This is a genomic window from Stutzerimonas azotifigens, from assembly GCF_013522725.1.
Classification (GTDB): domain Bacteria; phylum Pseudomonadota; class Gammaproteobacteria; order Pseudomonadales; family Pseudomonadaceae; genus Stutzerimonas; species Stutzerimonas azotifigens_A.
The window spans coordinates 211,447-235,800 of sequence record NZ_JAAMRF010000008.1 but is presented as its reverse complement, the minus strand read 5'-3'; the positions used below and the strand labels follow the sequence as shown (position 1 = coordinate 235,800).

The following is a 24,354-nucleotide window of genomic DNA, read 5'->3' as shown; positions in this document are numbered from 1 at the left end:
TCGGCCGCTGCCCGGACTTCACCGGATACGAGCCTGACCGCAGGCCATGGTGAAGGGTCTGGGCGCTGGTAATAAGGGTTTAAGCAGGCCAAAGCGCACACAAAATCTGCGGCATTATATACTGGTGAATCCGAAACTGAAACGAAGCATTGCCGCACCCCTCGCCGCCCCGTACCTACCGGAATTCCTGATGCTCCCGAAAAACCCCATCATCGGCCTCTGCCAGCAAGCCTCTTTCATGATCAGCGCTGCCAAGGTCGACCAGTGCCCAGCCGATGAAGGCCTGGAAGTGGCTTTCGCGGGGCGATCCAACGCCGGCAAGTCCAGCGCGTTGAATACCCTGACCCACGCCAACCTGGCGCGCACCTCGAAAACGCCTGGGCGCACCCAACTGCTCAACTTCTTCCGGCTGGACGACGAGCGGCGACTGGTGGATCTGCCCGGCTATGGTTACGCCAAAGTACCGATCCCGCTCAAACAGCACTGGCAACGCCATTTGGAAGCGTACCTCGGCAGCCGCGAGAGCCTGGCCGGCGTGTTCCTGATGATGGACATCCGTCATCCGCTGACGGACTTCGACCGGATGATGCTCGACTGGGCCGGTGCCAGCGGCATGCCGCTGCACATCCTCTTGACCAAATCCGACAAGCTGGCCTTTGGCGCGGCGAAGAACGCCATTCTGAAGATCCAGCGCGACATCCATCAGCAGTGGGGCGAGGGCATCAGCGTGCAGCTTTTCTCGGCGCCCAAGCGTCAGGGTGTGGAGCAAGCCCAGGAGGTACTGGCACAGTGGCTCGGTCTGCTCGAAACGCCGGAAGACGAATAGCCATGAACGCGCCGGGCGACCGCAGCGGCCGGTGAACTTGCGCGTGTGGCGCTCCTCTGAACAGAACCCCCACGTTCAAGGAGAGCCACATGAAAAAGACCGCATCCGCCGTCTGGCAAGGCAACCTTAAAGAAGGCAAAGGCACCATCAGCACCGAAAGTGGCGCGCTGAAGGACAACCCGTACGGCTTCAATACCCGCTTCGAGGGCGCTCCGGGCACCAACCCCGAAGAGCTCATCGGCGCCGCCCATGCCAGCTGCTTCTCGATGGCGCTGTCGATGATGCTCGGCCAGGCAGGCCTTACCGCCGAACGTATCGAAACCAAAGCCGAGGTCACCCTGGACAAGTCCGGCGAAGGCTTCGCCATCACCACCATTGCGCTGACACTCAATGCGAAGGTTCCGGGAGCGGACGAGGCCCAGTTTCAGCAGATCGCCAACCAGGCGAAGGAAGGCTGTCCGGTATCCAAGGTGCTCAACGCCGAGATCAGCCTGACCGCCACGCTGCAGGCCTGACCCGCGTGCAGACATGAAAAAGCCGCCCAGGCCTTGCGATCTGGGCGGCTTTTTCACACGCGTCAACCGCGGATGTTGTAGATGTCCCGCTCGTTCAGCTCGGCGTATTCGTACAGCCGTGCCAGGTAGGCACGCTGCTGCTCCCAGACCTTGCTGGCGACCGGGTCGGCAGCCGCCGAGGCGTCGACCACCTCGGCCGCGACTTCCTTCAGACGTGCCAGCACTTCATCGGGCAGGCGCCGAACCTCCACACCCTGCTCGCGCAACTGCTCCAGCGCTTCCATGTTCTTGGCGTTGTAGTCGTCGAGCATGTCGCCGTTCACGTCGCGCGCCGCAGCGCGAACGATCGCCTGCAGGTCGGCCGGCAGGGTTTCCCAGGCCTTGAGGTTGACGTCCAGCTCGAAGGTCACGTTCGGCTCCTGCCAGCCCGGCGTGTAGTAATACTTGGAAGCCTTGTGCAGGCCGAGCGCCAGGTCGTTGTAGGGTCCGATCCATTCAGTGGCGTCGATCGCGCCCGTCTGCAGCGCAGTGAAGATCTCGCCGGCCGGCATGTTCACCACGGTCCCGCCCATCTTGGTCAGCACCTCGCCACCCAGCCCGGGGGTGCGCATCTTCAGGCCCTTGAAATCATCGACCGAGTTGACTTCCTTATTGAACCAGCCGGCCGTCTGCACGCCGGTGGCGCCACAGGCCATGGGCAGCACGCCGTACGGCTTGTAGACCTCCTCCCAAAGCTCCATGCCACCGCCGCGGTGCAGCCAGGCGTTCATTTCCTGGGCATTCGGGCCGAAGGGCAGCGCGCAGAAGAACTGGGCAGCGGGCACCTTGCCCTTCCAGTAATAGGGCGCGCCGTGGCCCATTTCAGCGGTGCCGCGCGAAACGGCGTCGAATACCTCGAGCGCGGGCACCAGCTCACCAGCGGCGTAGACCTTGATCTTCAACCGGCCGCCGCTCATGTCCTCAACCAACTTGGCAAAACGCTCGGCACCGACGCCTACGCCGGGAAAGTTCTTCGGCCAGGAGGTCACCATTTTCCAATTGAAGGTTTGCTGGGCGCTGGCTTGGTTGTCACCGGCGGCTTCGTTCTTTTCCTTGCAGCCGGCCAAGGCCGTTGCCGCCAGGCCCACGCCTGCAGCGGCGAGAATATCGCGACGTTTCATGGGAGTTTCTCCTTGTTTTTGTTTGTTCTTGCGGGTGCGGGGAGCCCCCTTGCCATCAGAATCGCGCGGCATCGACAAGCCGGTCGATAGCCGACGGCTAGCCGTTCGCCTCGTGCACGGCGGCATTGCACCGCTCGCGCCACGAGCCCCAAACGAACAGCTTGTTTCAGGCTCGGCTAACATAGAGGCTCGCGCCCCTCAAGCCTAGCTCACGCGACTAAAGTTGTAGGCAGATTGCTGCGATTGACCGGGCTGCATAGAATCGGCCGCCTCTCCAACACTCCTCTCACTAATAAGAAGGACTCGACCAATGTCCGCACCCACACCGGCCGCCTTGCGCGTGGCGGGCATCATCGATGCCCTCAACGCGCGACTCGGCCAACTCTGCGCCTGGCTAACCCTGTTTCTCGTTCTCGGCACCACCATCGTCGTGGTCTTGCGCTACGGCTTCGGCATCGGCGCCATCGCCCTGCAGGAAGCGGTGATGTACGGCCATGCGCTGGTCTTCATGGGGGCAGCGGCCTGGACCCTGCAGCGCGGCGGACACGTACGCGTCGACATTTTCTATCAGAAGTTCTCCGCACGCCGGCAGGGCCTGATCGACGGCCTCGGCCACCTGCTGTTCCTGTTGCCGGTCTGTCTGTTCCTCGGCTGGAACAGCTGGGACTACGTCGGCAATTCCTGGGCGACGGGCGAGCGCTCCAACGAGTCTGGAGGGCTGAAATTCGTCTACCTGCAGAAGTCGATCATTCTCGTGCTGGTCGCAAGCCTGGGCCTGCAGGCCATCTCTGACCTGATCAAGGTCGTCTACCGTCTCGCCGGTCGCTTGCCGGAACTGGAGGTCAAGCATGGCTGAGATCATGGCGATTCTGCTGTTCGTCAGCATCTGCATCGCGCTGATGTCGGGCTACCCCGTGGCGTTCACCCTGGGCGGCATGGCGTTGTTATTCGCCGGCATCGGCGTGGTAACCGGCACCTTCGACGTCGGCTTCCTGCATGCCCTGCCAAACCGCATCTTCGGCATCATGAACAACCAGACGATGCTGGCGGTTCCTCTGTTCGTCTTCATGGGCGTGATGCTGGAAAAGTCCCGCGTCGCCGAAGATCTGCTCGAATCGATGTCGCGCCTGTTCGGCACCATGCGCGGCGGCCTGGCGATCTCCGTCTGCGTGGTCGGCGCCCTGCTGGCCGCCAGCACCGGCATCGTCGGCGCCACCGTCGTGACCATGGGCTTGATGGCTCTGCCGACCATGCTGCGCCGCGGCTATGATCCGGCAATCGCGACCGGCACCCTGGCCGCGACCGGCACCCTTGGCCAGATCATCCCGCCGTCGATCATCCTGGTGCTGCTGGGCGACGTGATGTCCAGCGCGTTCCAGCAGGCGCAGCTGAAGATGGGCATCTTCTCGCCCAAGACCGTCTCGGTGGGCGACCTGTTCGTAGGCTCTCTGATTCCCGGCCTGGCGCTGGTAGGCCTCTACATCCTCTACCTGGCGCTGACTGCGATCTTCCAGCCGAAGAAGCTGCCGGCGCTGCCCCAGGAGGAGCTGGGCCCGATCGAATGGGGCAAGCTGGTTGCCGCGCTACTGCCGCCGCTGCTGTTGATTGGCGCAGTGCTGGGCTCGATCCTCGCCGGCTACGCCACTCCCACCGAAGCGGCCGCGATCGGTGCCCTGGGCGCCACGATCCTGTCGCTGGCCAAGCGCCAACTCGATTTCAAGCAGCTCAAGGAGGTCGCCTTCGGCACCACGGAAATCACCTCGATGGTGTTCCTGATCCTGATCGGTGCCTCGCTGTTCTCCCTGGTGTTCCGAGGGTTCGGCGGCGAAGCGCTGATCGAGGACGCCCTGCATCAACTCCCCGGCGGCGTGCTTGGCGCCTTCCTGGTCGTGATGCTGGTGATCTTCCTGCTCGGCTTCATCCTCGATTTCATCGAGATCATCTTCGTGGTCGTGCCTATCGTCGGTCCGATCCTGCTGGCCATGGGGCTGGACCCAGTCTGGCTGGGTGTGATGTTCGCCCTCAACCTGCAGACCTCCTTCCTCACGCCGCCCTTCGGCTTCTCGCTGTTCTACCTGCGCGGCGTCACGCCCAGGAGCGTACCGACCAGCGTCATGTACAAGGGCGTGATCCCCTTCATCATGATCCAGATCGGCATGCTCGTCGTCGCCTACCTCTGGCCTGGAATCGTCACCTGGCTCCCGGAACAGGTCTACGGCCGATAAGTCCAACCAACGCCCGTCACCGACGGGCGTTGTTTTTTCTCTGCGACGAACTCGACTCACCGTACCCACGACTCATCACCAGGGGAGCGCCCATGCCCGCCGACATTCAACGCCTCGAACAGGACCAATTGAGCTGCTGGCGCATCCGCCATGGCGACGCCGAGCTGCTAGTCGCCGAACAGGGCGCCCAGGTGCTCGACTACCGCCGCGGCGACGCGCCGCCAATCATCTGGCTGAGCGAAGAGGCGGCACTGCTCAGCGGCCAATCGGTACGTGGTGGCGTTCCGGTGTGCTGGCCCTGGTTCGGCGATCTCGCTCGCAACCCGCAAAGCGTGCAGCAGCTCTACGAGGGCGAGGCCGCACCGGCGCACGGATTAGTCCGCGCCATCGACTGGACAATGGATGAACCAGAGGTCGACACCGATGGCGTGACGCTGCGCCTGCGCTGTCCGCAGGCCGAACAAGGCTGGCCGCAATGGCCCCAGCGCATGGGCCTGCAGCTGGAGATCCGCCTGGACCAGGCGCTGCATCTGAGCCTGATCACCGACAACCGGGGCGACCAAGCGGTGTCGTTCAGCCAGGCGCTGCACACCTACTTTGCGATCAGCGATATTCATCAGGTCTCGGTCGAAGGGCTGGCCGACCGGCGTTACATCGAAACGCTGGAGAACTGGGAGCCACGCCAGCAGCACGGCGACCTTCGCTTCAGTGGAGAGACCGACCGCGTCTACCTGGGCCTGGCGCCGACGCTGAGCCTGATGGATCCGGCCTGGAAGCGCCGCATCGTCCTTCAGTCCCGGGGCTCGGCCTCGGCCGTGCTGTGGAATCCCTGGATCGCAAAGGCGCAGCGCCTGTCGCATTTCGCGGACGACGCCTGGCAACGCATGCTCTGCATCGAGACGGCCAACGTACTCGACGACCTGGTAACGCTCGCGCCCGGGGCCAGTCATACCCTTGGCCTGACCATCGATAGCCAGCCGCTGCGCTGAGATCGGGCGATTTCGGCGGGACGTGGCGGGAATCGCCGCGCCTCTCCGTTAAACAACTCCATCCTCCCCTGTCGCCTATGCCGCCAAAGCTGCCCTTACAGGTGCCACGCATAGCCTCCTTGAGGCTCGCTGCACGCGTTGCGCCTGAGGCCCTGGCCTATATCCGGCGGACGCCTGAGTCGCTCGGTACGCCTACTGCCCTCGCGGGGGCTATATAAGGTACCTCTCGCCCACATACTGTGACCCGCCGCCTAATTCCATGTAAGCCTTTACTTACATGGCAACAGCATATCTCTTACTTCAACTTAGTTGCTACATCACCAACTTCTCCGGAAGTTCAACGCCTTTCGCCTGTATGTATAACGCTGCAGGACAGGTCACACTTTCCAACTTGAACCCGCCGGTCACGGCGTCTAGGATGCCCATCCCATAAGGACTGCGCAAAAAACTGCGCAAGTAAGGTGCGCAAGATCTTGCGCACTTTCCGTATTCACAAGGCATTGCCGGCTATATATGGCGATCGCCCCAAAAAGTTCATGGATTGAACTTCCGAGTCAGGGACGATGTATTCAGACACACTGACCTCTCATTATTTGAAATTGGCCAAAGTGCCGGTTTCCGATAACAGTTTCGCCGGCGAAGACAGCCGCTACACGCCCGGCTACGAGCTACTGGAAGCGGAGCTCGGCAAGGCCAGCGCCGTGCACGAAACCGGCGGCATCGACTGGCAGAAGATCCGCGAAGGCAGCGAAACCCTGCTAGGCACCCAATCCAAGGATCTGCGTGCCTGTGCCTGGCTCACCTGGAGCCTGTACCAGCGCGAATCCTTCGCCGGCTTGCAGGCGGGCGTCAGCCTGCTGCATTACCTGTGCTCCCATCACTGGCTCGAACTCCACCCTCGCAAGGACCGCACCCGCGCCGCAGCCATTTCCTGGCTGGTGCCGCGCATGGAGCAGGCCCTCGCCGAGCACGTGCCAATCGGTGAGCAGCTTGCGCTGTTCCGCAAGCTGGCCGATGACCTCCGCGGCCTGGAAAACTGCCTCTCCGAACACCTGGGCGAAAGCGCCCCGCTGCTGTTGCCGCTGTGTCGTCGCCTCGACGACATGGTCAAGCGTGCCGCTGTCGCCCACCCGCAACCCGGCACGGTCGGTGCCGCCATCGCCCAGGTCAAGCAGGCCGCGGCGCAGGTATTCACTGCCACCACACCGGTCGAGCACGAGAAGGACGCGCACAAGAGTCTGCGCAGCCTGCAGGATCAGGCCCGCCCATTGTGCAGCTGGTGGCTGAAGCAGAAGGCTACTGACCTCAAGCCGCTGCGCCTGGCGCGCACCCTGCTGTGGCTGTCGATCGACAGCCTGCCTGAACGCAACGCCGAGCAGGTCACCGCGCTGCGTGGCATCCCGGCGGACAAGCTGGCGAGCTATCGCGAGCGCTTCTCCCAAGGACTCTATGCCGATCTGCTGGCGGATCTTGAAGCGAGCATCGCCCGCGCACCCTTCTGGCTCGACGGCCAGCGCCTGGCCTGGGAATGCCTGAACGAGCTCGACGCCGAGCACGCCATGCGCGAAGTGGAAATCCAGCTCGCGCTGTTCCTGCAGCGCATGCCGGGTCTCGATGAGTTGCGCTTTCATGACGGCACGCCTTTCGCCGATGCTGAAACACGCGCCTGGATCAGCGCCAGGGTGATGCCGCATGTGCAGCCCGCCCAGGCCGCGAGCGAGCCGATCGCCAATCAGGGCGGCACGCCCGCCTGGGAAGAAGCCCTGCAGGACGTGCTTCCGCAGCTGCGCAAGGACGGGCTCAAGAGCGCCGTACAGAAACTCAAACTGGGCCTCAACCAGGCCCGCGGCGGACGCGAGCGCTTCTTCTGGCAACTGACCTTGGCTCGGCTGTGCTTCCAGGCCAAGAAATACGACCTGGCAAAGACCCAGCTCGAATCCCTCGATCAGACGCTGCAAGCCTCAGGGCTCGGCGACTGGGAACCCGATCTCGCCCTCGAGGTGCTGCGTCTGTTGCATAGCTGCTGCGAGCTGCTGCCGCAGAACCACGCCGTGCGTGAAAGCAAGGATGAGATTTACCGCAGGCTGTGCCACCTCGATCTCGAAGTGGTACTCGATTAGGCCCCCGGGCCGTAAACGCAAAGGAGAAGACCCATGGCCAAAGAAGGCTCGGTAGCCCCCAAGGAACGCATCAACGTCACCTTCAAGCCCGCCACTGGTGGCGCCCAGGAAGAACTGGAACTGCCCCTCAAACTGATGGTGCTCGGCGATTTCAGCCAACGCGCCGACGATCGCAAGATCGAAGACCGCAAGCCGATCGCCATCGACAAGAACAGCTTCGACGAAGTACTGGCCAAGCAGGAGCTGAATCTCACGTTCTCGGTTCCGAACCGCCTGCAGGACGAGCCCACCGACGAAGAACTGGCCGTGCAGCTGAACATCAACTCGATGAAGGACTTCAACCCGGCCAACCTGGTCGAGCAGGTTCCCGAACTGAAGAAACTGATGGAACTGCGCGACGCCCTGGTCGCCCTGAAAGGCCCGCTGGGCAATGCCCCGGCCTTCCGCAAGGCGATCGAAAGCGTGCTCGCCGACGACGTTTCGCGCGACCGCGTACTCGGCGAACTGGGCCTCGCCGCGAAAGAACAACTGGACGCCTGAATCTCCCGACAAGGAAAGCCAACACCATGAGCACTAGTGCAGCAGCCGTCGAAAGCGGCAAGAACCTCGCCGAAGCCGGCATCCTCGACCGCATCATCGCCGAAACCAAGCTGACCCCCGACGACGAGGCCTATGACATCGCCAAGCGCGGCGTTTCGGCCTTCATCGAAGAACTGCTCAAGCCGCAGAACGAGAACGAGCCGGTCAAGAAGGCCATGGTCGACCGCATGATCGCGGAGATCGATGCCAAGCTCAGCCGGCAGATGGATGAAATCCTCCATCATCAGCAATTCCAGGCCCTGGAATCGTCCTGGCGTGGTCTCAAGCTGCTGGTCGATCGCACCAACTTCCGCGAGAACATCAAGCTCGAAGTTCTCAATGCCTCCAAGCAGGACCTGCTGGACGATTTCGAAGACAGCCCGGAAGTGGTCCAGTCCGGCCTCTACAAGCACATCTACACCGCCGAATACGGCCAGTTCGGTGGCCAGCCGGTCGGCGCCCTGATCGCCAACTACTTCTTCGATCCGAGCGCACCGGACGTCAAGACGATGCAGTACGTGGCGTCGGTCGCGAGCATGTCCCATGCGCCCTTCATCGCTGCTGCCGGTCCGAAATTCTTCGGCCTGGAAAGCTTCACCGGCCTGCCGGATCTGAAGGATCTGAAGGATCACTTCGAAGGCCCGCAGTTCGCCAAGTGGCAGAGCTTCCGCGAGCAGGAAGACGCCCGTTACGTCGGCCTGACCGTGCCGCGCTTCCTGCTACGCAACCCCTACGACCCGGAAGACAACCCGGTCAAATCCTTCGTCTACAAGGAAAACGTGGCCAACAGCCACGAGCATTATCTGTGGGGCAACACCGCCTACACCTTCGCCAGCCGCCTGACCGACAGCTTCGCCAAGTTCCGCTGGTGCCCGAACATCATCGGCCCGCAGAGCGGTGGCGCGGTGGAAGACCTGCCGCTGCACCACTTCGAGAGCATGGGCGAGATCGAAACCAAGATCCCGACCGAAGTGCTGGTCTCGGACCGTCGTGAATACGAACTGGCCGAAGAAGGCTTCATCGCCCTGACCATGCGCAAGGGCAGCGACAACGCCGCATTCTTCTCGGCCAACTCGACGCAAAAGCCGAAGTTCTTCGGCAACAGCGAAGAAGGCAAGAACGCCGAGCTCAACTACAAGCTTGGCACCCAGCTGCCTTACCTGTTCATCGTCAACCGCCTCGCGCACTACCTCAAGGTGCTGCAGCGCGAGCAGATCGGCGCCTGGAAAGAGCGCACCGACCTGGAGCTGGAACTGAACAAGTGGATTCGCCAGTACGTCGCCGACCAGGAAAACCCAAGCTCCGAAGTCCGTAGCCGTCGTCCCCTGCGCGCCGCGCAAGTCGTTGTCAGCGATGTTGACGGCGAGCCGGGCTGGTACCGCGTCAGCCTGAACGTGCGCCCGCACTTCAAGTACATGGGTGCTGATTTCACCCTGTCGCTGGTTGGCAAGCTGGACAAGGAATAAGCATCCATGGCCTACGGCAGCCTTTTCGAACGCCTCGGCGGTGACGCCGACAAGCGCGCCGGCTGGAGTCGCGAAGTCGCGGCAATGGCTTCGGTGGCTGCCCATCTGGCCAAGATGCTCAGCACCCGAGCGGGCAGCGTACAAACGTTGCCCGACTACGGGTTGCCCGATTTGAACGATATGCGCCTGTCGCTGCATGACTCGCTGCAACAGGCGCGTATTGCCATCGAACGCTTCATCGAAGCGTACGAGCCACGCTTGAGTCAGGTCAGGGTGATATCCCTGCCCCGCGACCATGATCCACTGAGCCTGTCCTTCGCCATCGAAGGCCTGCTGGAAGTCGACGGCTTCAAGCGTCACGTGAGTTTTTCCGCGAGCCTGGATGGCAGCGGACAAGTGAAAGTCCACTAAGGAGAGCCTGATGTCCGGTAAACCCGCAGCCCGCCTGGGCGACCCCACCGATTGCCCGAAAAAAGGCCACGGCACCAACCCCATCGCGGCAGGCTCTCCCGACGTTCTGTTCGACGGCATGCCCGCCGCGCGCATGGGCGACCCCACCGCCTGTGGCAGTGCGCTGGCCAGCGCGGTGATCCCAACGGTGCTGATCAACGGCAAACCGGCTACCACGGTGGGTACGACGGGCGATCACGGCAATCCGGTGATCGCCGGGTCGGGCACCATACTGATCGGCGGCTGACCATGCGCTTTACAAGGATGGTCCGCTGATGTCGTTCAATCACTACTACCAGAGCGAACTCACCGCCCTGCGTCAGCTGGGCAAGCGCTTTGCCGAGCGCAGCCCAGCGCTGGCGCCGTTTCTCGGCCAGGCCGGACGCGACCCGGATGTCGAGCGGCTGCTCGAGGGCTTTGCCTTTCTCACCGGGCGTCTGCGCCAGAAGCTCGATGACGAGTTGCCGGAGCTGACCCATTCGCTGATGCATCTGCTGTGGCCGAACTACATGCGCCCGCTCCCGGCGTTCAGCATGTTGCAGTTCGATCCGGTCAAGCGGCCCGGCCCGGCGCTGATGGTGCCACGCAACACGCCGGTCGAGTCCCGGCCGATCCAGGGCGTGACCTGCCGTTTTCGCACCGCCTATGCCACCGAGGTCCTGCCGCTGGCCCTCGAAGGGCTGGACTATTCGGTCAAGGGCGGCGGCGCACTGCTCAGCCTGCGCCTGCAGATGACCGCCGACGGCCACCTCGGCGAACTGGACCTCAAGCAGTTGCGTCTGCACCTGGCCGGCGAGCGCTATATCAGCCAGATGCTCTACCTGAGCCTGTTGCGTCACCTCGATGGCGTGCAGCTGGTCGCCCTGGATGCCGATGGCAAGCCCTTCACCGACGGGTTCGGCGCCGCTCTGCCCGCGCTGCAGCTAGATCCATCGAAGCTGGAGCCGGTGGGCTTCGCCGAAGACCAGGCGCTGATTCCCTACCCCCTCAATACCTTCCGGGGCTATCGCTACCTGCAGGAATACTTCGCCTTCCAGGAGAAATTCCTCTTCGTCGACATGCTCGGTCTCGATGCCCTCAAGCGCCTGCCGCAGGAGGTACTGGAGCAGGCCCGCGGCTTCGAACTTCGTTTCGACATCCACAAGGCCGGCGTGCAGCGCATCCGGCCGACGCTGGACAACGTGCGGCTGTACTGCACGCCGGTGGTCAACCTGTTCGAGCACGACGCCATCCCGATTCGCCTGGACGGCAAGCAGGATCAGTACCTGCTGCTGCCTTCGGAGCTGGACAGCAGCCAGTGCGGCGTCTTCTCGGTTGACCGCGTCACTGGCTGGAAGCCCGGCGGCATGGGCTACGAGGAATACGTGCCGTTCGAATCCTTCGAGCACGACCCCAGTTTCGACGTCCCGGTTGCGCGCCCGCACTACAGCGTGCGTCAGCAACCTTCGATGCTCGGCGACGGGCTGGAAACCTATCTCAGCTTCGGCCTGCGCAACCTCGACCAACACGAGACGCTGTCCATCGAGCTGACCTGCACCAACCAGAACCTGCCGCGCCAGCTGCGCCTTGGCGACATCTGCCTGCCCAGCGAAGACACGCCTGAGTTCCTGACCTTTCGCAATATCAGCGCCGTGACACCGAGCTACGCACCGCCGCTGCACCGCGACTTCCTCTGGAAGCTGATCAGCAACATGTCGCTCAACTACCTGTCGCTGGCGAACGTCGAAGCGCTCAAGGTGATCCTCGAGACCTATGACCTGCCGCGCTACTACGACCAGCACGCGGAAAAGGTCAGCAAGCGCCTGCTCGGCGGGCTCAAGGAGATCGGGCACCAACACGTCGACCGGCTGCACCGCGGCCTGCCGGTGCGCGGTGTGCGCACGGAGCTGGTGATGGACCCCGAGGGTTATCTGGGTGAGGGAGACCTGTTCCTCTTCGCCTCGATACTCAATGAATTCTTCGCGCTGTACGCCAGCCTCAACTCGTACCACGAGCTGCGCGTCAGGAGCACACAGGGAGAGGTGTATCAATGGACGCCGCGCATGGGGCAGCAGCCCCTGCTCTGAACCGGATCAGCCGGGGCATCCGCGAGTACAGCCTGTTCCAGGGTGTGCTGCTGGTGATGGACCGCCTGAAGGCCGCGCATCCCGATCTGGACGAGGAAGCGCTCTACGAGCACTTGGAGTTCCAGGCCAACCCGAGCCTGGGCTTTCCTGGCAGCGACGTCGATCGCGTCGAGTTCTTCCAGGAGCACGGCGAGCTGCGTGCGCGCCTGCGCATCAACCTGATCAGCCTGTTTGGTGCGGGGTCTCCGTTACCTGCGTTTTACGGCGAGCAGGCTCTGGGCGACAGCGCCGAGGGTAACCCGACGCGCGAATTCCTCGACCTGTTCAACAACCGCTTACAGCGCCTCATGCTGCCGATCTGGCAGAAGTACCGCTACCGTGCGCGCTTCACCAGCGGCGCACGTGATCCACTGTCCGAGCAGCTGTTTGCCCTGATCGGTCTGGGCGGCGAGCAGATTCGCGCAGCCTCGGAGCTCAACTGGAAGCGCCTGCTGCCCTATCTCGGCCTGCTGAGCCTGCGGGCGCATTCGGCGGCGCTGATCGAGTCGGTACTGCGCTACTACTTCAAGCACGCCGACCTGCGCATCGAGCAATGCCTGGAGCGCCAGGTAGAGATCCTCGCCGAGCAGCAGAACCGCCTCGGCCGCGCCAACAGCCAGCTGGGCGAAAGCCTGGTACTGGGCGAGCGAGTGCGTGATCGCGGCGGCAAATTTCGCATCCACATCCGCCAGCTGAGCTGGGACCGTTTCCACGAATTCCTACCGGTGGGCAGCGGCTACCAACCGCTCTGCGCCCTGGTGCGCTTCACCCTGCGCGACCCACTCGACTACGACATACGCCTCGAGCTGCGTCGCGAGGAAATTCACGACCTGCGCATCGGCGCTGAAAATCCCTGCCGCCTCGGCTGGACCAGTTGGCTCGGCAGCGAACGCGCCGACGGCAGGGTCACCCTGGGCAGCCAGACTCATTAAGGAAGATGAACATGATCAACGTAGACCTCCAACAGCTGGTCCAGGCCCTCGATGCCGAGACCAAGCGGGATCTGGAAGCCGCAGCCGAACGCTGCGTCGTGCGTGGCGGCAGCAAGATTCTCGTCGAAGATCTACTGCTGGGCCTGCTGGAGCGCCCCGAAGGTTTGCTGGTACGTGCCCTGCAGGATGCTGATGTCGACGCGGGGACACTCGCCCAGGCCCTGCAGCCGCGCGGCGAACACAGCGAATCGCGCAACCCGGTGTTTTCCGCAGAACTGGTGCAGTGGCTGCAAGACGCTCTATTGGTGGGCAATCTCGAACTCGGTCAGAGCCAGATCGATCAGGCCGCACTGATCCTCGCCCTGCTGCGTAACCCCATGCGCTACGCCGGCAGCCATTATCAACCGCTACTGGCGCGCCTGAATGCCGAGCGCCTGCGTGAGTTCGCCCTCGCCCAGCAGCCCCAGGCCGCACCGGGCAAAGCGACGCCGGCGGGCGAGTCGAATCTCGAGCGCTTCACCCACAACTTCACCCAGCAGGCACGCGACGGCAAGCTCGACCCAGTGCTTTGCCGCGACTCGGCGATCCGCCAGATGATCGACATCCTCGCGCGCCGTCGCAAAAGCAACCCGATCGTGGTTGGCGAGGCAGGGGTCGGCAAGACTGCCATCGTCGAAGGCCTGGCCCTGCGTATCGCCAACGGCGAGGTACCAGACGCGCTCAAAGGCGTCGAGCTGCTGTGCCTGGACCTCGGACTGCTGCAGGCCGGTGCCAGCGTCAAGGGCGAGTTCGAGCGCCGCCTGCAAGGGGTGATCGACGAGGTCAAGGCCTCGCCCAAGCCGATCATCCTGTTCATCGATGAAGCCCACACCCTGATCGGCGCCGGTGGCCAGGCCGGCAGCGGCGATGCGGCCAACCTGCTCAAGCCGGCGCTAGCGCGGGGCGAACTGCGCACCATCGCCGCCACCACCTGGAGCGAATACAAGAAATACTTCGAGAAGGACCCAGCCCTCGCCCGCCGCTTCCAGCCCGTCCAATTGCACGAGCCCACCGTCGACGAAGCCGTGACCATCCTGCGCGGCCTCGCACCGGTCTACGAAAAGAGCCACGGCATCTACCTGCGCGACGACGCCGTGGTCGCCGCCGCCGAACTCTCGGCCCGCTACCTTGCCGGGCGCCAGCTGCCGGACAAGGCGGTGGACGTGCTCGACACCGCCTGCGCCCGGGTGCGCATCAGCCTGGCGGCGGCGCCCGAGGCGCTGGAACGGCTGCGCGGCGAGATCGCCGAAGGCGAGCGCCAGCGCCTGGCCTTGCGCCGGGACCTCGAAGCCGGCCTGAGCATAGAAACCGAAACACTGAACGGCCTGGAGACCCGCCTGGCAGCAGCCCGCGCAGAACTCGAGCAGCTGGAAACCCGCTGGTCCACGCAACGCACCCTGGCCGAACGTCTGCTGGAGCTGCGCAAGCAGTGCGCGGCCGCTCGCCTAGCAGGCGATACCGAAGAGCCCACAGAGGAAAGCTACCCGAATCTGGAACAGCTCGAAGCCGAGCTGCGTGACCTTCAGGTCGAACTCGCCAGCGCCCAGACCGCCGAGCGTCTGGTGAGCTTCGAGGTCTGTCCGCGCCTGGTGGCCGAGGTGATCAGCCACTGGACCGGCGTGCCGCTTTCCCAGCTCGCGCGCGAGCACAACAGCAAGGTGCTCAGCTTCTCCGCGGACCTGCGCCAGCGTGTACGCGGCCAGGAGCAGGCCATCGAGGCACTGGACCGCTCGATGCGCGCCACCGCAGCCGGGCTCAACAAGCCCGACGCGCCGGTCGGCGTCTTCCTGCTGGTCGGCCCCAGCGGTGTCGGCAAGACCGAAACCGCCCTGGCCCTGGCCGACCTGCTGTATGGCGGCGAGCGCTTCCTCACCACCATCAACATGTCCGAGTTCCAGGAAAAGCACAGCGTTTCCCGCCTGATCGGGGCGCCGCCGGGGTATGTCGGCTACGGTGAAGGCGGCATGCTCACCGAGGCGGTTCGCCAGAAGCCCTACTCGGTCGTACTGCTCGACGAGGTCGAGAAAGCCGACCCGGACGTGATGAACGTCTTCTACCAGATCTTCGACAAGGGCGTGGCGAACGACGGCGAGGGGCGCGAGATCAACTTCCGCAACACCCTGATCCTGATGACCAGCAATCTCGCCAGCGACCGTATCGCCAGCCTCTGCCAGGGCGGGCAGCGCCCAGCCACCGAAGACCTGGAACTGGCCATCCGGCCGGCGCTGACCCAGCACTTCAAGCCCGCACTGCTCGCCCGCATGCGCGTGGTGCCCTATTACCCGGTACAGGGCGAGGTGCTCAACGAACTGGTGGCGCTCAAGCTGTCGCGCTTCGGCGAGCGTCTGGCCCGCCGCCAGTTGCAGTTCAGCCATTGCGAGGCGCTGGTGGAGAATCTGGCCGAACGTTGCACCCACAGCGACAGCGGCGCACGGCTGATCGACCATCTGATCGACCAACACCTGCAACCACTGGTGGTCGATCGCCTGCTCGACGCCATGGCCGGCGGCGAAACCCTGCAGCGGGTCCACGCCACGCTGGATGGCCAAGGAACGGTGGTCTGTGAGTTCGCTTAAGCCACCGCCCATGTTCGACCAGGTCCCCCAGCCGCTGCGCTATGCGCAGTCGCTGCTGGAGCACTTCGCCGGTCTGGCGCGGGCGGCCAGCGCCGACACGCTGCTTGCCGGCCTCGTGGAGGCCGCGGCCAAGCTGACGGCCTGCGACCTGAGCCAGCTCTACCTGCTCGATGAAACCCATACCCGGCTGACGCTGTCGGCCGAATGGCTCGATGACAAACTGCAACCGCGCGAACCGGCCAGCCTGCCCAGCGACTACGATGGCGAGCAGCTGCTGCAGTACTGCCTGTGCCAGAACCAGCGGCTGTTCATCGGCGAGCTGGACAGCAGCCTGCACGCCAGCAGCTTCCTGCCGGAGCGCTCACCGTCGTGGCGTAGCCTGCTGTGCCTGCCGCTCGCCGACGAGCAGGGCCGGGTTCGCGGGTTGCTGGTCACCGCCACCCGGCACGCCCGTGAGCTGTCGGCCTTTGCCGACTCCCTCGACCAGCTCGGCAGGTTCGCCCTGGCGCAGTCACAACTCCTGCAGCGCCTGAGGGCGCCGCGCCAGGACCTGCCGATCGCACCGAGCGCTCCCTGCGCTAGCGGTTATGGCCTGATCGGAGACAGCGCCTGCATGCGCGCGGTCTACGGGTTGATCGGCAAGGTCCTGCATAGCCCGGTGAGCGTGCTGCTGACCGGTGAGACCGGCACCGGCAAGGAGCTGGTGGCCCGTGCCATTCACGACTGCGGCTATCGTCGCAGCAAAGCCTTCGTCGTCCAGAACTGCGCCTCGCTGCCGGAAAACCTGCTCGAAAGCGAACTCTTCGGCTACCGCAAAGGCGCTTTCACCGGTGCTGACCGCGACCGCGCCGGTCTGCTGGACGCGGCAGACGGCGGCACCCTGTTCCTCGATGAGATTGGCGACATGCCCCTGCTTCTGCAGGCCAAGCTGCTGCGGGTGCTGCAGGAAGGCGAGGTGCGTCCACTGGGGTCCACCGACACCCACAAGGTGGATGTGCGGATCGTCGCCGCGACCCACCAGGACCTGCGCAAGCGCGTCGAAGAGGGGCGTTTTCGCGAAGACCTCTTCTACCGTCTCTCGCATTTCCCCATCGAGCTGCCTCCGCTGCGCGAACGCGATCAGGACATTCTCCGCTTGGCCCGGCACTTCGCGGACAAGGCCTGTACCTTCCTGCAGCGCGACCTTTGCCGCTGGTCCGACGCAGCCCTCGAACAGCTGGCCAGCTATGGATTCCCCGGCAACGTTCGCGAACTCAAGGGTCTGGTGGAGCGCGCCGTACTCCTGTGCGAAGGCGGCGAACTGCTTCCCGAGCATTTCAACCTGCGCATCGAGCCTGGACTGGAGCAGAGCGGCATGACCCTGCGCGAACGCATGGAGCGGGTCGAACGCAACCTGCTCGTCGACTGCCTGCGCAAGAATGGCGGCAACCAGAGCCAGGCCGCCCGCGAACTGGGCCTGCCCCGGCGCACCCTGCTGTACCGCATGGAACGGCTGAACATCAGCCCCGCAGATCTCTAAGGACGGACCGAAGACATGTTCAACCCGGCCAACGACACCCATTTCAGCCTCGCCATCGAAGGCATCGCACACGACCTTCAGGTGCTTGCGTTCACGGGGCGGGAAGCCCTCTCGCAACCCTTCGCCTTCGAGCTCGAACTGGTCGGCGAGCGCCCTGATCTGGACCTGGGAAGCCTGCTCCACCAGCCGGCCTTCCTCGCCCTCTCGCTGGCCGGCAACGGCATCCATGGGCTGATCTACCGCGTCGCCCAGGGCGATTCCGGCAAGCGCCTGACGCGCTACCACATCACCCTGCGCCCTCAGCTGGCCTACCTCGCCCACCGCACCAACCAGCGCATCTTCCAGCACCTGACGGTGGATAAGATCATCGCCCAGGTGCTCGAGGAGCACGGCATCCAGGCGGACGCCTTCCGCTTCGGCCTCGGTTCGGTCTATCCCGAGCGCGACTACTGCGTGCAGTACGACGAGACCGACCTGCACTTCATCCAGCGCCTGTGCGAGGAAGAAGGCATTCACTACCACTTCCAGCACAGCGCCTCTGGCCATGTGCTTGTTTTTGGTGATGACCAGACGGGATTTCCCAAGCTCGCGCCGGTGGCCTACCAGCAGGACTCGGGGTTGGTGGCGGACCAGCCGGTGGTCAAGCGCTTCGGCCTGCGGGTTGAAACCCGCACCAGCCGCGTCACCCGCCGCGACTACGACTTCGAGAAACCGCGCCTGACCATGGAAGGCGCCTTCCAGAGCGAGTTCCAGCCGGACCTGGAAGACTATGACTACCCCGGCCGCTTCACCGAGCGCGCCCGCGGCAAGCACCTGTCCCAGCGCGCCCTGGAACGTCATCGCAGCGACTTCGAACTGGCCGAAGGCGAAAGCGACCAGCCGCAGCTGGTCACCGGCCACTTCCTGGCCCTCACCGAACACCCGCGCGGCGACTGGAACCAGCTCTGGCTGCTGAACGAGATTCTTCACGAAGGCACACAGCCGCAGGTGCTGGAAGAATCGATGACGAGCGATAGCCTCGCCCGTGATGGCTTCACTCAGGGCTATCGCAACCACTTCACTGCCACGCCCTGGGACATCCCCTACCGCCCGGCCCTGAACCACCCCAAACCCAAGGTACTCGGCAGCCAGACCGCCGTGGTCACCGGCCCGGCCGGTGAAGAGATCCACTGCGACGAATATGGCCGCGTGAAGGTCCAGTTCCACTGGGACCGTGACGGCCAGGCCGACGACAAGACCAGCTGCTGGCTGCGTGTCTCCTCGAGCTGGGCGGGTGATCGCTACGGCGGCATCGCCATCCCGCGGGTCGGCATGGAAGTGCTGGTCACCTTCCTCGAAGGCGACCCCGACCAGCCGCTGGTCACTGGATGCCTGTATCACAAGGAGCATGTCGTCCCGTACGACCTGCCGGCCAACAAGACCCGCAGCGTCTTCAAGACCCTCAGCTCGCCCGGCGGTGGTGGCTACAACGAACTGCGCATCGAAGACCGCCAGGGTGCCGAACAGATCTACGTCCACGCCCAGCGCGACTGGGACGAGAACATCGAGCACGACCAGAAGATCCGCATCGGCCACGAACGCCACGACACCGTCGAGGCCAACAGCTACAGCGAATTCAAGGCCGAAGAACACCGCACCACCCACGCCGACCGCAAAACCGAAATCCGCGCCAACGACCACCTCACCGTCGGCAACAGCCAGCACGTGAAGATCGGCACCGGGCAGTTCGTCGAGGCGGGCAATGAGGTCCACTACTACGCCGGCAGCAAAGTCGTCATCGACGCCGGCATGGAACTCACCGCCAAAGGCGGCGGCAGCTTCCTCAAACTCGACCCCAGCGGCGTCACGCTGAACGGCGTGGCCATCAAGATGAATTCGGGCGGCGCGCCGGGACGTGGTTCGGGTGCAAAGCCCATCCTGCCCGGGCTCGTGAAACCGGCGGATGCGGATAGGCCTGGGATTCCGCTGGAGGCACTGGCTAAGCAACGTCGTGTTTTCCTGCAAGCTACCAGCGGAATCTGCGAAGTCTGTGAGGCGGCCAAGCAAGCCCGGGAGGCGACATGACAGGCACAGGCTTTTTGCTATTCGATGGTGCATCGCATAAACAGGCCCTGGCTTGGCTCTGCCAGACCTTTCCCGAGCACAGCCCGCGTCCGCTATTGCTGGGTACGCCCTACTCATCCCTTGCGGAAATCGGCCCCATCCTGCTGAGCGCGGATGAAGGCAGCACCCTGCATGACGCCTGGTGCCAGGGCAGTTCCGAATTGCATTACGCCGTATGGCTGAAGAGCGACTTTGCCCTCGACGACCTGCACGGCATTCTGCAGCGCCGCCTGCGCGTCCTCTCCCCCGATGGTAGGGAATTCTGGCTACGGCTTGCGGACGGACGGCCTCTACTCAATGCGTGGCGGGTCAATGCCCAATGGCCTTTGGGATTCTGGCATGGCGTTCACGAGGTTTGGTTGAGCGGCGCGGACGCTCCCTTCCTGGCATGGGGTAATTCATCGCCCGAGCGGGACAGCACCGTTGCCCGGAAATCCCTCGACGCACAAATCACCCTGGACTGGCCATTGCTGGAAGCATTGGCACAGAGCGAAACCAACAAGCAGGACGCAACTCCATGAACCAACCCGTAGCCCAACCTGACCGCCTCCGCCCCGCTGCCTGCCCTCTGCTGGCAGCGGTGCTGCCCGTTCGCTACGCTATCGGCCCCATCGATCCACGCAACCCTTCCACTCTGGATGCATCGACTCTGGGATTGCCGAATATACAAGGACTGTTCCCAGAGCTGGGCCCGGATCATCCCCAATTACAGGATCGCCCGCTCGGTTATGTGCCACGCATGCTCCGCGACGGCTGGCTTTATGTCTGGGAGGACGGCCTGCAGGAGCTGAGCGAATACCGTGTCGAAGCCTCCCTGCTCAAGCCAACGGCACGTGGCGGGCGTGCTCGGACGGACAGCACCATGGCCTATCTCCTGCTGGAGTCCGGAGCGCCGGTATGCCTGGCCTGGTCGCCTGTCGAGTGGAGCGCGGACATCTTCGCTGAAACCGAGCAAAACGCCGGAACACGCCAGCGTCTCATGCGGGAGCTGATCCCAGGAGCAGCCCCCTTCAGCGGAGCGGTCCGGCCCCTGCACTCGCAGATCGGTGACGCGAAACCGGAAAATTATCGTTGGAGCTGCGCGAGCGAACCCAAATCTTGGCTTCTGGAAGAGCCGCCACTGAAGCGCATGCAGCGCTGCGAGCAGCAACATTTCGCGCTGCTCGATGACCCCTGGGGCGTACTGTTTGATCTGGCTGCCCTGCTGCGTGCTCGCAACCAAGCTTTCGACAAACTCAATCGGCACCGTGATGAATGGTCCATTGCCGCCGTAGTCAAGTCCGTCAGCGATAGCGACAAAGAGATACGTGACCGCTTGGCCTCAATGGTCGATGTACCACGGCTCCAGAGCGCTCTGCGGGAACAGGAGCGTGAGCAGGAAGCCTTGGAGACGGACCTGCGGCGTATTGCCGAGCTGTGGGTCGCCTGGTTCTCGACCCTGGGCCGCAGCACACCCGCCGACCTAGAGTCCGCCTGCGAACACTTCGACATCACCCGGCCCGACCAGCGAGACACACTGGAGGCGAGCTTTGCCGCTGCCTGCCTCGGGCCCGCATCCACTCCACCAGGTGTTAAAGCCATCGAAGAGGCTATGGATCTCGACCGAACCAAAGGTCAGCCCTGGCTGCTCTGGGCAGTACTGGGCGCGGCTCGGAAGGTTGGGCCTGGAGAGCTGAAACAGCTGCTGCATATTCCGGAAGGCGTGTCTGAGGCCGGTGCAGAGGCGGGCGCGGCCGCGGGGCGTCTGGCCCGCGCAACGGCCATCACCCTGACCCTGAACCTAGGTGCGGACAGGCTACAGAGTCTGGCGCCGGCAGGGGGCGGTGAACCTTTATTCGCGGCGCTGTCATCCATACTGGCTGGGCGGCTGCGCACCCTGTCCGAACAGATCGCCCCTCTGGCCTATAACTTGACGGTCGCCATGCTGGTGCGCAGCCAGCAGCGGATGGACGTAGAGCAACTGCGCCAGGTTGACGCTTTGCGCTGGCTCAGCGAGCAGATGGGCCAGGCCCATAACAAGGGGCAGCGGCGCAGAATCGACAAGCGCATCGAGCAGATCGAGCGCGAGCAGGCGCGTACCGCTCGCACAGCCCCTGGCACAGCCCCAAGCAAAAGCCCGACGGCGATCCAGGTTGAGGACGCCATTCCGCATCTTCGCGTGGTGCCTGCCCCTCAACCAGCACCCCTTCATTCCCAGCCGGGCTATGGCAGTGACGTACCACGCACGGTGCCCAATAAGCCAGCACCGGTGCTGCCTCCGCTTAGCGGCGATGCAGCCAAGCTGGAGCTGCCGCGCAATATCGGGGAATTACTGGATGAGGCGCCACTAAAGACGCTGATTGCGCTGGTAGCAGCTTGGAATATTGCGGAGGTTGGAAAGCAAACGTGGGCGGACATGTCAGCCAAGAACGTTATCTCTGCAACAAGTGCAATCATGGCAACGGCAACCGCCTCAACCGCGATACTGCAGCAACTTGCCGATACCCGATGGGAACAGCATGTGGCTAAAACCAGCCATATCGATCCTGGTGCTCGCAAGCTCCTAGCTGATGCACTGGGGCTGGCCTCGTTTGCCATGCTCTTCCAGGCCATTACAGCCGCCATCGACGTGTTCTACTTCGGTTGGCAGGCGCTGGACGCATTCCGCACCGGCGATCTAGACACAGCAGCGGTTAGCACCGCCCTTGCCGGTGCCAATTTGGGCTATGCCCGTGTATCCCTGCAGGCCATGCGTGCCCTGCGTGTCGCCCGCGCCGCGGCTCTGGCCGGCGAGGCGGAAGCCCTGGTCACCGGTATCCGCGTATTGTCCCTACCGCTACGCTTAAGCCTGGTCGGGCTGACTGTCACCATCTTTATCGGGATGATTTCGCTGATCTACACCCAGGACACTCCGCTGGAGCAGTGGATCAAGCAGACACGTTTCGGTATCCGTCCAGCGGACTGGTCTGGAGACTTCACCGCTACCATGCGCGCCTTCTACAAGGTCGTATTGCCGGTCAGCCTGACTCTGGAACGCTGGAACGATATCGACCCACGCAGCGGGCAATGGGTCAATGAACTGCGCCTGGTACTGCGCCTGCCTGGCCAGCGCGAATACCGCCAGGGCATGGTTAGCTTCGACGGACACGAGGAATGGAAGCGCTCGAGCGGTCTGCTCGGCTCAGCCAAACGCTGTGTGCCGCTGATATGGGGCGAAGACGACCTTATTCCCTTCGATCTGGATATCGGCAGCCGCGTGACGCCGGAACCCGATGGCAGCGCCCGCCTGCGCCGCGCCTACCACGAAGATGTCGAGGATTTGGCGGCTATCCGCGGGAGCCTGACCTACCAGCCCGTTGAAGGGCTTTACCTGCCGCCCATCGATATTGACCTGAGCTAAGCCATGACCGTAGCCACGAATCACCCCTTCGCCCAGCGCCTGGCCCAGGTGCCGGACAGCCGTCTGCTCCAGGCCGAACAGCCGAGCGGCGCACCGCTGATATGCATGCCCGAAGTGGAGGAGCAGACCGAGCACTACCTGGCCATAGAGCATGGTGATAGTGCCGATAGAGGGATGCTGACGGGGGCGCTAGGGGGAGTGGGAGGTACTTTTTGGGCTATCTTCGCTTTCGCTCTCTTTCTGAATCATCGCCCCGAGCCCGCGCTAAACACCCTATTACTTGCATTGGCCCTTTTTGCAATTCCCTTTATCTGGGAAGTCCTACGCCCCATGCCTCTCCCCATCCTGCTCAACCGCCGCACCCGCGAGCTGTACTTCGAGCAGGACGGCGAGCTGTACCACACGCCCTGGGATGGCATTGCCGCTGCCGCCTACGCCTATGGCACCGTTGGCCCCTATACCGCTGGCATGCGTCATGCGGCGCTCGAAGCCCTGCTGCATCGCTACGGGCACCCGGAGGAACAGGTGCTGGTCAACCTCGGCTCACCTATCGGCAAGAGCCTGGAGATGCAGCTGGGCTTTTGGGAATACCTGCGCGCCTATATGGACAACGGCCCTTGGTTCGACGAGAACGGTCACCACAGCGACTCTCCGCAGTTCAGCCAGAGCTTGCAGGAAGTACGCAATAGCAAGGGGCAATCGGTGCGACTGTACTGGGGGCTGATCAAAGACGAATACCGTGCGAACAAAGGCCGCAACTTTCTCAGCTACGCAGACTTTATGCTGCTGTTCGGCAGCATGCTGCTACTGCCGGTCCGTACCCTACAGAACTTCACTTATCGCATCGCCAAGCGCCGCTCGCGGAGCCAATGGCCGCGGCTTATTCGTGAGCGTCTGCGCGCCGATGGCCCGACCAGCCGGCTGGTCGATCTGGAACAGGGCCAGCCATGACCCAAGTCCGAACCATATCCCAGCACCCAGACCTATCGATCAGCATGTTTTATCAGCCGCCTCCGCAGGGCAAAGCCTGACTCCGCAAGCATCGCATCAGCGTTCAGGAATAACCCCAACCCCGCACGCCAAAGCGTGCGGTGCCACACTCTCTGATTGGCGACGGCCCAGTTCGTGAACCCCATCACCCCGCTTGCGGCCGTGGTGACCTTCAATACACGCCGAAGTTCCGCTTCACCACGGCTGCGGCCGTTCCCGCTCACGCATTCAAGGAGGAAATCGCGTGCTCAAGCGCTTTTTCGCATTCGCCCTGATCGTCACCGCCCTCGTCTTTGCCGGCTGTTCCGGCAACTACAAATTCAATGATGCCGAATACCGTCCGCTGGGCGATCCGCAAGCGGTAAACCGCGGTAACTGACC

At 63.6% G+C, this 24,354-nt stretch carries 20 protein-coding genes; 19 read left to right on the top strand and 1 reads right to left on the bottom strand.

Annotation, left to right across the window (positions count from 1 at the left end):
- The first annotated feature begins 190 nt into the window (after positions 1 to 190).
- Both yihA and G7026_RS16495 read left to right on the top strand, forming a co-directional pair.
- Positions 191 to 826: a ribosome biogenesis GTP-binding protein YihA/YsxC gene (gene yihA, locus G7026_RS16500; protein WP_181072004.1), complete on the top strand. Its 636-nt coding sequence runs from the start codon at positions 191 to 193 to the stop codon at positions 824 to 826.
- A gap of 89 nt (positions 827 to 915) precedes the next feature.
- Positions 916 to 1,341, top strand: a complete 426-nt coding sequence (locus G7026_RS16495; protein ID WP_181072003.1) for an OsmC family protein — start codon at positions 916 to 918, stop codon at positions 1,339 to 1,341.
- 62 nt (positions 1,342 to 1,403) lie between these two features.
- On the opposite strand, the gene G7026_RS16490 is transcribed toward G7026_RS16495, so the two are convergent.
- On the bottom strand, positions 1,404 to 2,501 hold the full coding sequence (locus G7026_RS16490; protein WP_181072002.1) for a TRAP transporter substrate-binding protein: 1,098 nt from the start codon (positions 2,499 to 2,501) through the stop codon (positions 1,404 to 1,406).
- Positions 2,502 to 2,811: 310 nt separating this feature from the next.
- Here G7026_RS16490 and G7026_RS16485 point away from each other — a divergent pair, with 310 nt between their 5' ends.
- From G7026_RS16485 to G7026_RS16405, 17 genes are all read left to right on the top strand, one after another.
- The gene (locus G7026_RS16485) at positions 2,812 to 3,357 is read left to right on the top strand and encodes a TRAP transporter small permease subunit (protein ID WP_181072001.1); all 546 of its coding nucleotides are present in this window, start codon (positions 2,812 to 2,814) and stop codon (positions 3,355 to 3,357) included.
- Positions 3,350 to 4,726: a TRAP transporter large permease gene (locus G7026_RS16480; protein ID WP_181072000.1), complete on the top strand. Its 1,377-nt coding sequence runs from the start codon at positions 3,350 to 3,352 to the stop codon at positions 4,724 to 4,726. The genes G7026_RS16485 and G7026_RS16480 overlap by 8 nt, the downstream gene beginning before the upstream one ends.
- A 92-nt stretch (positions 4,727 to 4,818) precedes the next feature.
- Complete coding sequence (locus G7026_RS16475; protein WP_181071999.1) at positions 4,819 to 5,715, top strand: D-hexose-6-phosphate mutarotase; 897 nt, start codon at positions 4,819 to 4,821, stop codon at positions 5,713 to 5,715.
- Between the two features lie 563 nt (positions 5,716 to 6,278).
- Positions 6,279 to 7,835, top strand: a complete 1,557-nt coding sequence (tssA, locus tag G7026_RS16470) for a type VI secretion system protein TssA (RefSeq protein WP_181071998.1) — start codon at positions 6,279 to 6,281, stop codon at positions 7,833 to 7,835.
- Between the two features lie 33 nt (positions 7,836 to 7,868).
- Complete coding sequence (tssB, locus tag G7026_RS16465) at positions 7,869 to 8,375, top strand: type VI secretion system contractile sheath small subunit (protein ID WP_181071997.1); 507 nt, start codon at positions 7,869 to 7,871, stop codon at positions 8,373 to 8,375.
- A 26-nt stretch (positions 8,376 to 8,401) separates the two neighbouring features.
- Positions 8,402 to 9,880, top strand: coding sequence for a type VI secretion system contractile sheath large subunit (gene tssC, locus G7026_RS16460; RefSeq protein WP_181071996.1), 1,479 nt, complete (start codon positions 8,402 to 8,404; stop codon positions 9,878 to 9,880).
- 6 nt (positions 9,881 to 9,886) lie between these two features.
- A complete protein-coding gene (gene tssE / locus G7026_RS16455; protein WP_045160064.1) occupies positions 9,887 to 10,291 on the top strand; it encodes a type VI secretion system baseplate subunit TssE in 405 nt (134 codons plus the stop codon).
- A gap of 10 nt (positions 10,292 to 10,301) precedes the next feature.
- On the top strand, positions 10,302 to 10,577 hold the full coding sequence (locus G7026_RS16450; RefSeq protein WP_181071995.1) for a PAAR domain-containing protein: 276 nt from the start codon (positions 10,302 to 10,304) through the stop codon (positions 10,575 to 10,577).
- A gap of 28 nt (positions 10,578 to 10,605) precedes the next feature.
- Entirely contained in the window at positions 10,606 to 12,396 is a 1,791-nt protein-coding gene (tssF, locus tag G7026_RS16445; RefSeq protein WP_181071994.1) for a type VI secretion system baseplate subunit TssF, read from the top strand.
- The gene (gene tssG / locus G7026_RS16440) at positions 12,360 to 13,367 is read left to right on the top strand and encodes a type VI secretion system baseplate subunit TssG (RefSeq protein ID WP_181071993.1); all 1,008 of its coding nucleotides are present in this window, start codon (positions 12,360 to 12,362) and stop codon (positions 13,365 to 13,367) included. The genes tssF and tssG overlap by 37 nt, the downstream gene beginning before the upstream one ends.
- Positions 13,368 to 13,378: 11 nt before the next feature.
- Positions 13,379 to 15,982: a type VI secretion system ATPase TssH gene (gene tssH / locus G7026_RS16435; RefSeq protein WP_258190312.1), complete on the top strand. Its 2,604-nt coding sequence runs from the start codon at positions 13,379 to 13,381 to the stop codon at positions 15,980 to 15,982.
- Between the two features lie 10 nt (positions 15,983 to 15,992).
- Complete coding sequence (locus tag G7026_RS16430) at positions 15,993 to 17,501, top strand: sigma-54-dependent Fis family transcriptional regulator (RefSeq protein ID WP_181072075.1); 1,509 nt, start codon at positions 15,993 to 15,995, stop codon at positions 17,499 to 17,501.
- Positions 17,502 to 17,516: 15 nt separating this feature from the next.
- Positions 17,517 to 19,565, top strand: a complete 2,049-nt coding sequence (locus G7026_RS16425) for a type VI secretion system Vgr family protein (RefSeq protein ID WP_181071991.1) — start codon at positions 17,517 to 17,519, stop codon at positions 19,563 to 19,565.
- The gene (locus G7026_RS16420) at positions 19,562 to 20,125 is read left to right on the top strand and encodes a DUF4123 domain-containing protein (protein WP_181071990.1); all 564 of its coding nucleotides are present in this window, start codon (positions 19,562 to 19,564) and stop codon (positions 20,123 to 20,125) included. The genes G7026_RS16425 and G7026_RS16420 overlap by 4 nt, the downstream gene beginning before the upstream one ends.
- Positions 20,122 to 22,983 (top strand): toxin VasX, encoded by a 2,862-nt coding sequence (locus G7026_RS16415; RefSeq protein WP_181071989.1) that lies wholly within the window; start codon positions 20,122 to 20,124, stop codon positions 22,981 to 22,983. Before G7026_RS16420 ends, G7026_RS16415 begins: the two co-directional genes overlap by 4 nt.
- A gap of 3 nt (positions 22,984 to 22,986) precedes the next feature.
- The gene (locus tag G7026_RS16410) at positions 22,987 to 23,934 is read left to right on the top strand and encodes a hypothetical protein (RefSeq protein WP_258190311.1); all 948 of its coding nucleotides are present in this window, start codon (positions 22,987 to 22,989) and stop codon (positions 23,932 to 23,934) included.
- A 310-nt stretch (positions 23,935 to 24,244) separates the two neighbouring features.
- Positions 24,245 to 24,352: a type VI secretion protein gene (locus G7026_RS16405; protein ID WP_219858481.1), complete on the top strand. Its 108-nt coding sequence runs from the start codon at positions 24,245 to 24,247 to the stop codon at positions 24,350 to 24,352.
- Positions 24,353 to 24,354: the final 2 nt, after the last annotated feature.

Bases quoted from the DNA above. Each gene is read 5' to 3' on its own strand.
- G7026_RS16410 (WP_258190311.1), top strand. From the start codon at position 22,987: ATGACCGTAGCCACGAATCACCCCTTCGCCCAGCGCCTGGCCCAGGTG.
- G7026_RS16490 (WP_181072002.1), bottom strand. From the start codon at position 2,501: ATGAAACGTCGCGATATTCTCGCCGCTGCAGGCGTGGGCCTGGCGGCA.
- G7026_RS16480 (WP_181072000.1), top strand. From the start codon at position 3,350: ATGGCTGAGATCATGGCGATTCTGCTGTTCGTCAGCATCTGCATCGCG.
- tssA (WP_181071998.1), top strand. From the start codon at position 6,279: ATGTATTCAGACACACTGACCTCTCATTATTTGAAATTGGCCAAAGTG.
- G7026_RS16485 (WP_181072001.1), top strand. From the start codon at position 2,812: ATGTCCGCACCCACACCGGCCGCCTTGCGCGTGGCGGGCATCATCGAT.
- tssH (WP_258190312.1), top strand. From the start codon at position 13,379: ATGATCAACGTAGACCTCCAACAGCTGGTCCAGGCCCTCGATGCCGAG.
- G7026_RS16415 (WP_181071989.1), top strand. From the start codon at position 20,122: ATGAACCAACCCGTAGCCCAACCTGACCGCCTCCGCCCCGCTGCCTGC.
- G7026_RS16420 (WP_181071990.1), top strand. From the start codon at position 19,562: ATGACAGGCACAGGCTTTTTGCTATTCGATGGTGCATCGCATAAACAG.
- G7026_RS16475 (WP_181071999.1), top strand. From the start codon at position 4,819: ATGCCCGCCGACATTCAACGCCTCGAACAGGACCAATTGAGCTGCTGG.
- tssF (WP_181071994.1), top strand. From the start codon at position 10,606: ATGTCGTTCAATCACTACTACCAGAGCGAACTCACCGCCCTGCGTCAG.
- yihA (WP_181072004.1), top strand. From the start codon at position 191: ATGCTCCCGAAAAACCCCATCATCGGCCTCTGCCAGCAAGCCTCTTTC.
- G7026_RS16495 (WP_181072003.1), top strand. From the start codon at position 916: ATGAAAAAGACCGCATCCGCCGTCTGGCAAGGCAACCTTAAAGAAGGC.
- tssG (WP_181071993.1), top strand. From the start codon at position 12,360: ATGGACGCCGCGCATGGGGCAGCAGCCCCTGCTCTGAACCGGATCAGC.
- tssC (WP_181071996.1), top strand. From the start codon at position 8,402: ATGAGCACTAGTGCAGCAGCCGTCGAAAGCGGCAAGAACCTCGCCGAA.
- G7026_RS16450 (WP_181071995.1), top strand. From the start codon at position 10,302: ATGTCCGGTAAACCCGCAGCCCGCCTGGGCGACCCCACCGATTGCCCG.
- G7026_RS16430 (WP_181072075.1), top strand. From the start codon at position 15,993: ATGTTCGACCAGGTCCCCCAGCCGCTGCGCTATGCGCAGTCGCTGCTG.
- tssE (WP_045160064.1), top strand. From the start codon at position 9,887: ATGGCCTACGGCAGCCTTTTCGAACGCCTCGGCGGTGACGCCGACAAG.
- tssB (WP_181071997.1), top strand. From the start codon at position 7,869: ATGGCCAAAGAAGGCTCGGTAGCCCCCAAGGAACGCATCAACGTCACC.
- G7026_RS16425 (WP_181071991.1), top strand. From the start codon at position 17,517: ATGTTCAACCCGGCCAACGACACCCATTTCAGCCTCGCCATCGAAGGC.